At 62.7% G+C, this 14464-nt stretch carries 14 protein-coding genes; all 14 read right to left on the bottom strand.

What is annotated here, in order from left to right:
• Nucleotides 1-68: 68 nt before the first annotated feature.
• The gene (locus tag API01S_RS28035; RefSeq protein WP_006218589.1) at nt 69-1226 is read right to left on the bottom strand and encodes an ATP phosphoribosyltransferase regulatory subunit; all 1158 of its coding nucleotides are present in this window, start codon (nt 1224-1226) and stop codon (nt 69-71) included.
• A 266-nt stretch (nt 1227-1492) separates the two neighbouring features.
• The gene (gene hflC, locus API01S_RS28030) at nt 1493-2395 is read right to left on the bottom strand and encodes a protease modulator HflC (protein ID WP_006218588.1); all 903 of its coding nucleotides are present in this window, start codon (nt 2393-2395) and stop codon (nt 1493-1495) included.
• 18 nt (nt 2396-2413) lie between these two features.
• Nucleotides 2414-3718, bottom strand: coding sequence for an FtsH protease activity modulator HflK (gene hflK / locus API01S_RS28025; protein ID WP_039883076.1), 1305 nt, complete (start codon nt 3716-3718; stop codon nt 2414-2416).
• Nucleotides 3684-4790 carry a GTPase HflX gene (hflX, locus tag API01S_RS28020; RefSeq protein WP_006218586.1) on the bottom strand — a complete coding sequence of 369 codons (1107 nt, stop codon included), beginning with the start codon at nt 4788-4790 and terminating at the stop codon, nt 3684-3686. Before hflX ends, hflK begins: the two co-directional genes overlap by 35 nt.
• Nucleotides 4791-4874: 84 nt before the next feature.
• Nucleotides 4875-5111 (bottom strand): RNA chaperone Hfq, encoded by a 237-nt coding sequence (gene hfq / locus API01S_RS28015; protein WP_006218585.1) that lies wholly within the window; start codon nt 5109-5111, stop codon nt 4875-4877.
• 158 nt (nt 5112-5269) lie between these two features.
• Nucleotides 5270-6343 (bottom strand): histidinol-phosphate transaminase, encoded by a 1074-nt coding sequence (gene hisC, locus API01S_RS28010; protein ID WP_061306670.1) that lies wholly within the window; start codon nt 6341-6343, stop codon nt 5270-5272.
• Between the two features lie 3 nt (nt 6344-6346).
• The gene (gene der / locus API01S_RS28005; RefSeq protein WP_006218583.1) at nt 6347-7711 is read right to left on the bottom strand and encodes a ribosome biogenesis GTPase Der; all 1365 of its coding nucleotides are present in this window, start codon (nt 7709-7711) and stop codon (nt 6347-6349) included.
• 25 nt (nt 7712-7736) lie between these two features.
• Nucleotides 7737-8894 (bottom strand): outer membrane protein assembly factor BamB, encoded by a 1158-nt coding sequence (gene bamB, locus API01S_RS28000; protein ID WP_006218582.1) that lies wholly within the window; start codon nt 8892-8894, stop codon nt 7737-7739.
• 5 nt (nt 8895-8899) lie between these two features.
• On the bottom strand, nt 8900-9538 hold the full coding sequence (locus API01S_RS27995; protein WP_006218581.1) for a YfgM family protein: 639 nt from the start codon (nt 9536-9538) through the stop codon (nt 8900-8902).
• Nucleotides 9539-9541: 3 nt separating this feature from the next.
• Nucleotides 9542-10828 carry a histidine--tRNA ligase gene (gene hisS, locus API01S_RS27990; protein ID WP_156487200.1) on the bottom strand — a complete coding sequence of 429 codons (1287 nt, stop codon included), beginning with the start codon at nt 10826-10828 and terminating at the stop codon, nt 9542-9544.
• A 55-nt stretch (nt 10829-10883) separates the two neighbouring features.
• Nucleotides 10884-12170 carry a flavodoxin-dependent (E)-4-hydroxy-3-methylbut-2-enyl-diphosphate synthase gene (ispG, locus tag API01S_RS27985; RefSeq protein ID WP_050731048.1) on the bottom strand — a complete coding sequence of 429 codons (1287 nt, stop codon included), beginning with the start codon at nt 12168-12170 and terminating at the stop codon, nt 10884-10886.
• A gap of 13 nt (nt 12171-12183) precedes the next feature.
• Nucleotides 12184-12678 carry a helix-turn-helix domain-containing protein gene (locus tag API01S_RS27980; protein WP_006218578.1) on the bottom strand — a complete coding sequence of 165 codons (495 nt, stop codon included), beginning with the start codon at nt 12676-12678 and terminating at the stop codon, nt 12184-12186.
• The gene (gene rlmN, locus API01S_RS27975; protein WP_046803686.1) at nt 12675-13829 is read right to left on the bottom strand and encodes a 23S rRNA (adenine(2503)-C(2))-methyltransferase RlmN; all 1155 of its coding nucleotides are present in this window, start codon (nt 13827-13829) and stop codon (nt 12675-12677) included. Before rlmN ends, API01S_RS27980 begins: the two co-directional genes overlap by 4 nt.
• A gap of 44 nt (nt 13830-13873) precedes the next feature.
• Complete coding sequence (gene ndk / locus API01S_RS27970; protein ID WP_006218576.1) at nt 13874-14299, bottom strand: nucleoside-diphosphate kinase; 426 nt, start codon at nt 14297-14299, stop codon at nt 13874-13876.
• Between the last annotated feature and the right edge of the window lie 165 nt (nt 14300-14464).

The following is a 14464-nucleotide window of genomic DNA, read 5'->3' as shown; positions in this document are numbered from 1 at the left end:
TCAATATCGAGTTTCTCGGGAAATCCGGAAATCTCCCCGCGGCCCTCTTGTTTCCAAGAGGGAGTTAGTCACAGCGTTCTGACCGTCCAGGCGCCATCTTGCAGCGCCAGCTCGCGATCGCAAACGAATTCGTCCTGATCCTGCTCGTGACCGGGCAATACCTGAACGACAATTTCCCCTGACCGGCGCAGACGGCGAACCGCCTCGGTCAAGGCGGGGGCCTGCCCCCAGGGCGCGCGAACTGCACGCGCCCGTTCCGCTGGCGGCAATCCTGCCGCCAGTTTGCGTAAATCAAGACTGAAGCCCGTAGCAGGACGCGCTCGGCCGAATGCACGGCTGACGTCGTCGTAACGGCCCCCGCTGACAAGCGCGTCGTGCCAGCCTTCCGCATACAGCGCGAACTTCACGCCAGAGTGGTAGCCATAGCCGCCCACATCCGCCAGATCAACGCCGAACGCCACGTTGGGCATCGCGTCCACCAGCGCTTGCAGCGCATCCAACGCAGCCGCCACGCCGGGCAACAACGGAAGATCGCGGCGCGCATTCTTCAGCACTTCGGGGCCACCATACAGATTGGGCAGCAACTTCAAGGCCTTCAGCGTCTCGGCACGAATGCCGGGTGCGCGTTCAGCCAGTTCACTCAAGCCGGGCACGTCCTTATCCCGCAGCAGGCGGATAACTTCGTCAGCCAACGCCACGGCAGCCGGATCCGACTCGACGATGGCGCGAACCACACCCGGATGGCACAAGTCCAGACGGGGGTTGCGCACCCCGGCGATCGCCACGGTTTCCAGCACGAGCTGGATGATTTCCAGATCAGCTTCAAAACCGGCATGACCGTAGATCTCGGCGCCGATCTGCAGAAGCTCGCGGCTGGACAGAAGATCCGCCGGGCGGGCATGCAGTACGTTGCCGCAATAGCACAGGCGGGTCACGCCGGCGCGGTTCAACAAGTGCGCATCGATGCGCGTGACTTGAGGAGTCATGTCGGCCCGCACGCCCAGAGTGCGGCCCGTCAGCTGGTCAACCAGCTTGCAGGTGCGCAGATCCAGATCGCTACCGGTGCCGGACAGCAATGAATCGATGTATTCGACCAGGGGCGGCGCGACCAGCTCGAATCCGTATGTACGGTACAAATCGAGAAGTTCGCGGCGCAATTCCTCGATGCGCCGGGCCTCTGCCGGAAGTACGTCGGCAAGGCTCTCGGGCAGCAACCAGTTACCCATGAATGTTTACCTGAAGAACGCCAAGTGATGCGTGGGCGTCGCCCAAACGAAAAAGCGGCTGAGGGGGCGTAAGCCCGCTCAGCCGCTGCGGAATGTTTTCTAGCTTACGCGGTATTGTACATGAGTCAGCGGACAGCGCCAGCCAGGATTCCTGGGCGTCCGATGCTGTCCCCCTATCCTTCTGAGCGCTGCGCAGCGCCGGCCGTCATCAAGAAAAAGCCCCTTGGATATCCAAGGGGCTTTGCACTTGCCAGAGGCTTTCCGACTTACTTCGCAGGAACCGTGACCGGTGCCAGCGCTTCGCCGGACGGGTCTTTCATGAACTGGAAGAAGCTGGAGCTGGGGTCCACCACCAGAATGTCGCTCGGCTTGGAGAACGACGCGCGGTAGGCTTCCAGGCTCTTGTAGTACGTGTAGAACTGCGGGTTCTTGCCGTAGGCCTGCGCATAGATCGAGGCGGCGGCGGCGTCGCCTTCACCCATGATGCCCTGCGCCTTGGCGTATGCCTCGGCGACGATCACTTCGCGCTGGCGATCCGCTTCAGCGCGGATCTTTTCGCCTTCGGCGGCGCCGATGGAACGCAGCTCGTTGGCGACGCGCGTACGCTCCGCTTCCATGCGGCGGTACACCGATTCCGAAATCTCCGGCGCGAATTCGATACGACGCAGGCGCACGTCGACGATCTGCACGCCCAGGGGCTCGGCGCGCTTGGCGACGTTCGTCAGGATCTCGGCCATGATCTTGTCGCGTTCGGTCGAGACCACGTCACGCACCGTGCGCACGTTGACCGAAGCGTTCAAGGCATCGCGGATCAGCGCTTGCAGGCGTTCCTGAGCCACGCGTTCGTTGCCACCCGTCGAAACATAGTATTGGCGGGGATCCGCAATACGCCATTTCACGTAGGAATCGATCAGCAGGTTCTTCTTTTCAGAAGTCTGGATGCGTTCTGCTTCGTTGGTTTCGATGGTCAGAATGCGCTTGTCGAGCGTCACGACATTCTGGAACGGAGGCGGAGCCTTGAAGTACAGGCCGGGTTCACTAATGGTCTTGCGCACTTCACCCAGCGAGAACACCAGGGCGTAGTCGCGCTCGCGCACGACGAAGACGCAGGAGGACAGGGCAGCCAGCACGATGAGCAGGCCGACCAGGATGGGCATAAAACGTTGCATGATCAGAAATCCTCCGGGTTAGCGCGACATACGGTCGCGAGGCAGCGTGTTGCTATTGCTGCTGCCGGAAGATTGAGGGGCCGGCGCCGCGTTGTTGCGCAACGGCGGTTGGGTGGGCGGGCTGATCAACGCAGGCGAACCCGGGTTGCCGACGCTGGACTTGCTGGCGTCTTGGGCAGCCAGATGCATGATCTTGTCCAGGGGCAAATACAACATGTTGTTGTTGCTCTTGGTGTCGACCATGACCTTGCTGGCGCGCGTGAAGATATCCTGCATGCTTTCCAGGTACATACGCTGGCGCATGACGAGCGGCGCCTTTTCGTATTCGCCCAGGATGCTGGTGAAGCGCGAGCTATTACCCTGCGCATCGCCCACCACCTTGGCCTTGTAGCCTTCGGCCTGCTCGGTCATGCGCGAGGCCTGACCGCTGGCCAACGGCACGACCTGGTTGGCGTAAGCCTGACCTTCGTTGATCTGGCGTTCGCGGTCCTGACCAGCCTTGACGGCGTCATCGAACGCAGCTTGCACTTGTTCCGGCGGCTGCACGTTCTGGATGGCGACGGTGCTGACTTGCACGCCGCTCTTGTAGCGATCCAGGATCTGTTGCATCAGCGCCTGCACTTGCGTGGCCACGGCGGTACGGCCTTCGTACAGGACGAAGTCCATCGACTGCTTGCCCACGACTTCGCGCATGGCCGTTTCAGAGGCCTGACGGACCGACTCGTCCGGGTCGCGCGTCTGGAACAGGTAATCCGGTGCGCCATCGGCGCGCAGGCGATATTGCACGACGAACTGCATATCGACGATGTTCTCGTCCGTCGTGAGCATCAGCGCTTCGGGCAGAACCTTATTGCGCGAGCCGCCACGGAAACCGACTTCAAACGTGCGCAGTTGCGACACGTTGACGATTTCCTGGCTTTGGATGGGGTACGGCAAGCGCCACTGGAAGCCGGCTTGCGACGTGCTTTTGTATTTGCCGAACTGGGTCACCACGGCGACCTGGCCTTCTTGCACGATGTAGAAGCCGCTGGCCAACCAGATGCCCGCTGCGACCAGAGCGATGACGCCCAGCCCGATGCGCGTGCCTCGTGGCGATGGCGGCGTCATGCCGCCTCGGTTGCCGGGACGGTTGTTGCCCCCGCCACCGCCCTTGCGACCGAATAGCGAGCCGATGCGATTATTGAAATCGCGCCAGACTTCGTCCAGGTCGGGTGGGCCGTCTCCGTTGCCTTGAGGCCGCTTAGGCGGCGGCTCGGAGCCGTTGTTGTTCCCACGACCCCAGCCGGGGTCATTCAGATTGAAGAGTTTGATAATTCGCGGCATTGTTTCCCACAATCTGTCCGGTCTCCGCAATTGCCCCGCGCAACGCATCCAGACCGGCGCGCTCGGTGGCGCTTACAAATACTCGCGCAATCGTACCATGTGCATCGCGCTCCACCCGGGGTTCCAAACCCGCCCGGTCAATCTTGTTGTATACCAGAATGGTCGGAATGGCGGAGGCGCCGATTTCGGCGAGGACTTTGTTCACTTCAAAAATCTGCTCATCCCGCTGCGGACTGGCTGCGTCGACGACGTGCAGCAGCAGATCCGCGTGCACGGTCTCTTCCAGTGTTGCGCGGAATGCGGCGATCAGGCCGTGAGGCAGGTCTCGGATGAATCCTACGGTGTCCGACACCACCACCGAGCCGGCGCCTTCGATCCAGATTCGACGCGTCGTGGTGTCGAGCGTGGCGAATAGCTGGTCCGCGGCATAGCTGTCAGCGCGCGTCAGCGCATTGAACAGCGTGGACTTGCCCGCGTTGGTATATCCGACCAGCGACACCGACAAGGCGCCGCCTCGGGCCCGCGCACGCCGCTGGGTCACGCGCTGGCGCTCAACCCGATCCAGGCGTTCGCGCAGCGTCTTGACCTTGGCGCCGATCATGCGGCGATCCATCTCAAGCTGCGACTCACCCGGCCCGCGCATCCCGATACCGCCACGCTGACGCTCCAAGTGGCTCCACATGCGGGTCAGCCGCGTGGCCAGATGCTGCAACTGCGCCAGCTCCACCTGCAACTTGCCCTCGTGGCTTTTCGCTCGCAGCGCGAAGATGTCGAGGATGAGCGCAACGCGATCCACCACGCGCAGATTGAAAGCGCGTTCAAGGTTGCGTTGCTGGGCGGGTGACAAAGGCTGGTCGAACAGAACGATGTCGGCCAGCAAGGCTTGCGCCATCGCGACGCCCTCGTCCGCCTTGCCCGAGCCGATGAAGAACTTGGCGTCGGGCCGGTCGCGCCGAGCGTTCAGGGTGCCGACGACTTCCGCGCCCGCGCCCTTGGCCAGCATCGTAAATTCTTCGGCGTGGGCGGCGTGGTCCGGGTCACCCAGGTCCACGCTGATAATCAGAGCGCGCATACATGCACCATATTGGAGCCAAAGCGAAAATGCCCGCCGACGTCATCCGTCCGGCGGGCAAAAAAAGGTACAGCTGGAGCGAGCTTACTCAGCAGGAACTTCCACCTGAAAATTCACGGCGCGCGCGGGAACAACGGTGGAAATGGCATGCTTGTAAACCATTTGCGTGACCGTATTGCGCAGCAGCACCACGTACTGATCAAAAGATTCGATTTGCCCTTGAAGCTTGATCCCGTTTACCAAGTAAATCGACACGGGCACATGATCCTTGCGCAACGTGTTCAGAAACGGATCTTGCAGAGTTTGCCCTTTATTGCTCATTGGCCAGGCTCCATTTGTTTGTTATTGAGTGATGATGTGCTTTCTTGTGCTGGTGGAGCACACCGAAACATGTACTCTACAGGGTTTTCCCGGCCCGTGCTACTTGGCCAGGAAGCGAAGATGACACCAGAGATTTCAAGCTGAAATGCCCCTGAAGATCACCCCTGCAGGACCTGCGCGAGGGCCTCTAGAAGCAGGTTTACCTGCTCGTCGGTGCCCACGGTAATTCGTAGAAACTGATCGATGCGCGCATGACGGAAATGACGCACGATGATGCTGCGCTCGCGCAAGGCGGCGGCCAGACCCGCGGCGTCTTTTTCGGGGTGCCGTGCGAACACGAAATTCGCGGCGGATGGCAAAACCTCGAAGCCCAACGCCTGCAAGCCCGCCGTCATCCGCGACCGGGTTTCAATCACGGCAACGCGAGTCTTGTCAAAGTACTCTGTATCCTCCAAAGCCGCTACTGCGCCGGCCTCTGCCAGACGATCAATCGGGTAGGAGTTGAAACTGTTCTTTACGCGCTCAAGGCCGTCGATGAGTTCGGCGCTGCCCACCGCGAAGCCCACGCGCAGACCAGCAAGCGAGCGTGACTTGGACAGCGTCTGCACAACCAGCAGGTTGTCGTAGCGCCCAACCAATCCCACGGCCGATTCGCCACCGAAGTCGACGTAAGCCTCATCCACGACCACAACCGCGTCCGGATTGCCGGCCACGATGCGCTCGACATCGGCCAGGCTCAACGCGCGGCCGGTGGGTGCATTGGGGTTGGGGAAGATGATGGCGCCCGCCTGCCCGTTCGCGCCAGGCAGGTAGTCGTCAACGTTGATGGAGAAGTCTGCCGCCAACGGCGCGGTTTCGTACTGGATGCCGTACAGCCCGCAATAGACGGGATAGAAGCTGTAGGTAATGTCCGGAAACCGCAGCGGCTTATCGTGCTTGAGCAGCGCGAGGAATACGTGCGCCAGCACTTCGTCCGAGCCATTGCCGACAAAAACCTGGTTCGCTTGCACGCCCGCATTCTTTGCAATGGCGTGGCGCAGCCGGTCGGACGAAGGGTCCGGGTACAGCTTGAGCGTGTCGTCAGCAGCGGCGCGGATCGCTTCGAGCACCTTCGGCGACGGCCCGTAAGGATGCTCGTTGGTGTTCAGCTTGACCAGGTTCTGAAGCTTGGGCTGCTCGCCCGGGACATACGGACTGAGCGTCCCGACCACGGGACTCCAGAAACGGCTCATGGATCAGCTTTCCTGCGCGTAGGGGTTGTGCGATGACTTGAATTCGATCCGCAGCGGCGTGCCGGCCAGATCGAAGGCATTACGGAAACGCGTTTCCAGATAGCGGCGATACGAATCGGGAATGGCGTCCAGCGCGTTGCCGTGGATGACGACCAGCGGCGGGTTCTGCCCCCCTTGGTGCGCATAGCGCATCTTGGGACGGAAGATACCCTTGCGCGGAGGCTGCTGCTGCTCGATGGCGGCTTGCAGCTCACGCGTCAACTTCGGCGTCGACAGCTTGGCGAACGCGGCGGCGTGCGCCGAATTGATCGACTTGAGCAGCGGCTTGATGCCCTGCCCGCGCAACGCCGAAATGGTGTGTACGCGCGCGAACGACAGGAAGCGCAGCTTGCGCTGGAATTCGCGTTCGATGCGTTCCTTTTCTTCGCCGTCCAGGCCATCCCACTTATTGATGGCGACCACCACGGCGCGACCCGTCTCCAGCACGAAGCCGGCGATGTGGGCGTCCTGCTCGGAAATTTCGGTGTGCGCGTCCAGCATCAGCAGCACCACGTTGCTGGCCTCGATAGCCTGCAACGTCTTGATGACCGAGAACTTTTCAACCGCTTCGAAGACCTTGCCACGCTTGCGCAAGCCCGCCGTATCGATCAGCGTGTAGCGGCGGCCGTCGCGATCGAAGTCGATTTCGATGGCGTCGCGCGTGGTGCCGGGCAAGTCGAATGCAATGACGCGCTCTTCGCCCATCAGGGTATTGATCAGCGTCGACTTGCCGACGTTCGGACGACCAACGATAGCCAGCTTTATGCGGTGATCGTGTTCGAGGTCGCCCTCGCCTTCCTCGAAAGGCTCGGCTTCGGCGGGAGGCTCGGCCAGATCCTTCAACGCCAGTTCGATCAGATCGACGATGCCGTCGCCGTGCGCGGCGGAAATCGGATAGGGCTGGCCCAGGCCAAGTTCATGGAACTCGGAGATGGCCGGGCCCAGACCCATGCCTTCCGCCTTGTTCACCGCCAACAGCACGCGCTGCTGGCCCGACTTGCGCAGCAACTGCGCAATTTCGTGGTCGTGGGCGTTCAGGCCGGCGCGAGCGTCGACCAGGAACACGACAACATCGGCTTCGGCGATGGCCTGCCGGGTCTGGCGAGCCATCTCCAGCAGAATCCCGTCTTTGGCGACAGGTTCAAAGCCGCCGGTATCGATAGCGATGAACGGGATCTCGCCTACCCTGCCCTCACCGTAATGGCGATCGCGGGTCAGGCCGGAAAAATCGGCCACCAGCGCGGCGCGTGATCGCGTCAGGCGGTTGAAAAGGGTCGACTTCCCCACATTGGGGCGACCGACCAGGGCAACGACAGGCTTGAAAGACACGGTTTAAGGCTTTGTTCTATAGGTTTTAGTTGGCGCCGATCATGACGAGATTGCCATTGCCCGTCTGGACCAGCACACCTTGGGGGGTGGTTTGCGGCGGCGAAACGACGGCGCCTCCACCCACGGACAGCCGCGCCATCAGGCTGCCATCACTACGCGACAGGAAGTGCAGATAACCATCCAGGTCGCCGACTGCCAGCGCACCGCCAAGCATGGCCGGCGCGGTCAGCTTGCGGTTCTTCAACGCCGCCTGCTTCCACACATTGCCGCCATTATCCAGTGCAAACGCGTTGACGACGCTATTTTGATCCGCCGAATAGGCAAAGCGGTCGTCGAGCGTCATGCCGCTGACGCTGGAGAAGTCCTTGGCCCACAACGGACGGCCGCCGGCGGTTACGTCAAAGCAGACGATACGCCCTTGGTAGGCCACTGCGCAAAGGAGATTACCCGCGATGCGCGGCGTACCGACAACGTCGGTCAGGCGTTCGAGGTCGCTGGCGCCGCGCGGGGTGGCGACGGTGCCTTCCCATTGCACGTTGCCGCTGTCGGAGGCGATCGCCATCAGCTTGCCGCCCGGCAAACCGGTAATGACCAGGCCTTCGGCCAGGACCATCTGCGACACGCTGCGCAAGGCGAGCGACGGACCGGGGCGCTGCACGTTCCAGACGCGTTCGCCGCTGTTGGCGTCAAAGGCCTGGATGCGGTAGTCGCCACTGCGCACGACGACGATGCCATAGCCCACGACCGGCGGGATGGTGACATCGCTGGTTGCGCGGACCTTCCACTTGACCTTGCCGGTGTCGTCGAATGCGATGACGTCGCCGTCGGGCGAGGCCACGGCGGTGGTGGTGCCATCACTGCCAGCGCCGGCGGACAGCTTGCCGTCGACCTTGGCCTTCCACAGCGGACGACCGCTTTGCAGGTCGAACTTGCCGACCGAGCCATCCGGCGTGGCCGCGTAGACCGCCGTGCCCAGCACGGTAGGTGCGAAGCCCAGGCCCGAGCCGCTGCCGATCGACGTGGACCAGACCTGGCGCACGGACATGCCGGCTTTGTATTCGGTCAGCGGGGCGGGATCGTAACGGCCGTCATCGTGGGAAAACAGGCCGCAACCGCCCAGGGCAAGCAAACTCGCCAGGCAAACGGCGCCACGCCACGTACGACCAGGTGCAAATTTACGCATTACAGTCACGCTCCGCTCAGGGCATCCAATTTCAATTGCACAACCTGGGTCAGCGGGTTCGCCGTGCCCAAGCCATCAATAGCGCTTTGCCAGGCCGCACGCGCTTCGTCGCGCTTGCCTTGCGCCGCGAGAATATCGCCACGGCGGTCGGCGAACAAGGCGGCAAACGCGGCCGGCGGATTGTTCAGTTGGGCCAGCGCGGCGTCGTACTGCTTCTGGTCCAGCAGCATGCCGGCCAGGCGCAGGCGCGCCACGGATTGCATGGACGGGTTCTTACCCTGGGCGGCCAGCCATTCCAGTTGCTCACGGGCACCAGCATCATCTTTCTGAGCTTGCAGGGCTTGCGCAGCGACCAGCGCGCCGCGCGCGGCATAGCCCGTCGCCGGGTACTGTTCGCGCAGCGTGGCGGCGGCAGTCTTGATGCGCACAGCAGAATCCGCGCCACCCAGGCGGGCCGCGTCTTCCAGCGCCTCGAAGTAGCCCATGGCCTGGTTCGCACGATGCGATTCATAGGCCTTCCAGCCCCACCAACCGCCCCACGCCAGCGCCACCACGGCAAACAGCGTCACGACCAGCGTGCCGTATCGAGCCCACCACGCCTTGATGGCGTCCAGCTTTTCCTGTTCTTCGAGATCGTATGCCATGCCTTAACCCTTGTTGTTCAGTACCGCAGCCAGATCGGCAAGCGCCACCTGCTGCTGCGCGGCGTCGCCCTGGGCGTCCGCGCGCAAATATTTGACGCTGGCCGTCTGCGATGCAACTTCATCGGCGCCAAGAATAACCGCAACCCGGGCGCCACTGGCATCCGCGCGCTTGAATTGGGATTTGAAGCCGGCCGAACCCGCATGCACGATCACGGACAAGCCGGCATCGCGCAGCGTTTCGCCAACGCTGGCGGCCAGGCGTTGCGCGTCTTCGCCTTGATGCACCACGTAGACGTCGCATTCGGCGGGCGCATCCAGCTGCACGCTCTGTTCCCAGAGGTCCAGCAGGCGCTCCATGCCGATGGCAAAACCGACCGCAGGCGCGGGCTTGCCGCCCAGCAATTCGATCAGGCCGTCGTAGCGGCCGCCGCCGCACACAGTGCCCTGCGAGCCGAGACGATCGGTGACCCACTCGAACACGGTCAGGTTGTAGTAGTCGAGTCCGCGCACCAGGCGCGGATTCAAGCTGTATTCGATGCCGGCTTCGGTCAGGCGCTGGCACACGCCTTCGAAGTGCGCGCGGGATTCATCGCCCAGGAAATCGAACAGGCGCGGCGCACTGTTGGCCATTTCCTGCATGGCGGGATTCTTCGTGTCCAGCACGCGCAGCGGGTTCGTGTACAGGCGGCGCTGGCCGTCTTCGTCGAGAATGTCGCGGTGCTTTTCCAGGTGCTCGATCAAGGCGGCGCGATGCGCGGCGCGTTCGGCGGGTTGACCCAGCGAATTGAGTTCCAGGCGCACGTCCTTCAAGCCCAGCAGCTTCCAGAGGCGGGCCAGCATGACGATCAGCTCGGCGTCGACATCGGGCCCTACGAAGCCCAGGGCTTCCACGTCGATCTGGTGGAATTGGCGGTAGCGGCCGCGTTGCGGGCGTTCGTGACGGAACACCGGGCCGATCGAGTAGACGCGTTGCGGACGGTCATAGAGCATGTTGTGCTCGATCGAGGCGCGCACGATGCCGGCCGTCATTTCCGGCCGCATCGTCAGCGAGTCACCGTTCAGGGCGTCGGTGAAGGTGTACATCTCTTTTTCGACGATGTCGGTCACTTCGCCGATACCGCGCGTGAACAGGCGCGTATGCTCAAGCACGGGCGTGCGCACATTGCGATAGCCGTAGCCGCGCAGCCAGCCGCGCACGATTTCCTCGAATTGTTCCCAGCGGGCGCTCGGCCCGGGCAACACGTCATTCATGCCGCGTATGGCGGCGACTTTCTGGAAAGCTTGAGTCATCTTGATCATGCCGCATCACGCGCCTGGTGGCGCGTTTGCGGCTACACCCTTTCTTTTAATGAGAGGCGAGCACGCCGTAACGGCGCGCCACGTAGTCTTCGACGATGGCCTGGAACTCTTCGGCGATATGGTCGCCTTTGAGCGTCACCGTGCGTTCGCCATCCACGAATACCGGCGCCGCGGGCACTTCGCCCGTTCCCGGCAGACTGATACCGATATCGGCATGGCGGCTTTCGCCCGGCCCGTTGACCACACAGCCCATGACCGCGACGTTCATGCTTTCAACGCCTGGGTATTGCGCCTTCCAGACCGGCATCTGACGACGCAGGTAAGACTGGATGCTGTCGGCCAGTTCCTGGAAGAACGTGCTGCTGGTGCGGCCACAGCCGGGGCACGCAACCACCATGGGAGTGAAGGCGCGCAAGCCCATGGTCTGCAGAATTTCTTGCGCCACGATGGCTTCGCGGCTGCGGTCGCCGCCGGGTTCCGGCGTCAACGAAATACGGATGGTGTCGCCGATGCCTTGCTGCAACAGCACGGCAAGCGCAGCGGTGGACGCCACGATGCCCTTGCTGCCCATGCCGGCTTCGGTCAGGCCCAGATGCAGCGGATAGTCGCAGCGGGCGGACAGGTCGCGGTAGACGGCGATCAGGTCTTGCACATGGCTGACCTTGCACGACAGGATGATGGCGTCGCGGCGCAAGCCCAATTCTTCGGCGCGCTGCGCGTTGGTGATGGCCGAGACGACCAGCGCGTCGCGCATCACGGCCTGGGCTTCCCAAGGCTGCGCGCGGCGGCTGTTCTCGTCCATCTTGCGCGCCATCAATTCGTGATCCAGGCTGCCCCAGTTCACGCCGATGCGCACGGGCTTGTCGTAACGGCAAGCCACTTCGATCATCTGGGCGAAGTTGTCGTCACGCCGCTTGCCGCCGCCCATGTTGCCCGGATTGATCCGGTACTTGGACAGCGCCTGCGCGCATTCCGGAAACTGCGTCAGCAGCTTGTGGCCGTTGTAGTGGAAGTCTCCCACCAGCGGCACGTTGACGCCCATGCGGTCGAGCTGTTCACGGATGGCGACCACTTCGCGGGCCGCCTCGGGCGTATTGACGGTGATCCGCACCAGCTCGGAGCCGGCCTGCGCCAGCTCTTTGACCTGGATCGCCGTGGCGATGGCGTCAGCGGTGTCGGTATTGGTCATGGACTGCACCACGACCGGCGCATCGCCCCCAACCATAACGACGCGTTCGCCCCACTTCACCGCCACCGAACGGGTGGCGCGGCGCATGGCGGCCCCTACGGCGGGAGGCGGCGCATCGTGGCAAGGCAGAGAGGAATCTTGCATCGGTGGAACCGGTTTACTTGGTGGGCTTGGGCAGCCAGTCGAACGGCAGCCATTGCTGCGGCAACCAGCCTTGCCAGAAGGCATACGCCACGCCGGCGGCCAGCACCAGCACGATGGCGATCAGCCACCCCCAGGACGTAGACGACGAACGATCGTCGTCAGCGCTGGACTGAGGGATGGAGTGCGCGGAATGCAGCGCGCCCGGGCTGAGTTTGACGGGGCCGGTCACGCGGGCCTTGGGGTCGAGCGAATCGACGATGGCCTGGGAATCGGCGCCCAGCAGGCGCGCGTAGTTGCGGACCAGGCCGCGCAGGGAAACGCCGGTGGGCAAATCGGCCCACGCTTCGTTTTCAAGGGCTTCGATCTGCTTCGTGGAAAACTTGATCCGGCTGGAAACCTCGTCTAGGGACCAGCCCTTGGACTGGCGCAGTGCGCGCAGTGCCGAGCCGATATTGCCCGCAGCGCTGGCGGGCGTTTCAGAAACTGCAGAAGCGAATTCCTGGGTCATGCATGCACCTGTTTAATTGGTATGGTCTGGCGCTGTGCAGCGTTGCGCTCGGTTATCCGGGTGCGGTCGCGCACTTCTCCGGCCAGTTGACCACAAGCTGCATCGATGTCGTCGCCCCGGGTCTTGCGCACGGTCGTGATGATGCCGGCGTCCATCAAGCGCTGCGCAAACACCTTCACGCGGGCGGAATTGGAACGCTTCAGGCCCGACTCAGGGAAGGGGTTGAACGGAATCAGATTGAGCTTGCAGCGCAACTGGCGTGCAATTTGGATCAGTTCCTTGGCGTGCTGGTCGGTATCGTTGATGCCGTCCAGCATGCAGTATTCAAAGGTGATGAAGTCGCGGGGGGCAAACGCCAGATAGCGCTCGCAAGCCGCCAGCAACTCTTTCAACGGGTACTTCTTGTTCAGCGGCACCAGCTCGTCGCGCAACGCGTCGTTGGGCGCGTGCAGCGATACGGCCAGCGCCACGGGACAGTCTTGCGAGAGGCGGTCCATCATGGGCACCACACCCGAGGTGGACACCGTGACGCGGCGGCGCGACAGGCCGTAGGCATTGTCGTCCAGCATCAGGCGCAGGGCCGGCAAGACCTGATCGTAATTGAGCAGGGGTTCGCCCATGCCCATCATGACCACGTTGCTGATGACGCGCGTATCTTCGGTGGCTTTGGCGCTTTCCAGGCGGGCGGTGCCGATATCGGCTTCCAGCACGCGCTTGGCCCACCACAGCTGGCCGATGATTTCGCTGGTTTTCAGATTGCGGTTAAAGCCCTGATGCCCGGTCGAGCAAAAGCGGCAATTGACCACGCAGCCGGCTTGGCTGGAAATACAAAGGGTGCCGCGATCGTCTTCGGGGATGAAGACGGTTTCGATGGCATTGCCCTGCCCCACGTCGAACAGCCACTTGCGCGTGCCGTCGGTCGAGCGCTGCTCGATATTGACGGGCAAGGCCTCGATACGGCAGTTGGACGCGAGCTGGCTGCGAAACTCGCGGGCCAGATCGGTCATGGCGTCGAACGAATCGGCGCCGCGCTGGTGCATCCAGCGCTGCAGCTGACGGGCGCGAAACGGCTTGCCGCCCCACTGCCCGACGAGTTCGGACAGGGCGGAGCCATCCAGCCCCAGCAGATTGATTCGTTCGACGGATTCCATGACCTGGGTAACGCTAAAAAACTAATTCAGTGCTTACGCGAAAATCAACGGCTGTGGATGTTGATTTCGGGGAAGAAGAAAGCGACTTCGACAGCGGCCGTTTCCGGAGCGTCCGAGCCGTGCACGGCGTTGGCGTCGATGCTGTCGGCGAAGTCGGCGCGGATGGTGCCGGCTTCGGCCTTCTTCGGGTCCGTGGCGCCCATCAGGTCGCGGTTCTTCTGGATGGCGTCTTCACCTTCCAGCACTTGCACGAACACGGGGCCCGAGATCATGAAATCGACCAGGTCCTTGAAGAAGGGGCGTTCCTTGTGCACGGCGTAGAAACGCTCGGCGTCGGCGCGCGACAGTTGCGCCAGGCGGGCAGCGATGACCTTCAGGCCGGCTTGCTCGAAGCGGCCGACGATCTGGCCGATGACGTTCTTGGCGACGGCGTCGGGCTTGATGATCGAGAGGGTGCGTTGGATGGACATTAGGAACTCCGAAAGCTGATTTCTGACTGGTTTCTGATTAATTGCCTGGCGTGGCTCTGCACTTGTCGGTGTCACCCTTGAAGTGTCATCGCGCGATGGGCGCGCAGGCGGTCCGGCTTGTTTGAACGATTCCGTTGAACATTCCGGGCCGGCCTGAACCGCTTG

This window comes from Achromobacter piechaudii NBRC 102461, assembly GCF_001571245.1.
GTDB lineage: Bacteria > Pseudomonadota > Gammaproteobacteria > Burkholderiales > Burkholderiaceae_B > Achromobacter > Achromobacter piechaudii.
Note: the sequence above shows the minus strand (reverse complement) of the source record. Positions and strands in the feature narration are given on the sequence as shown.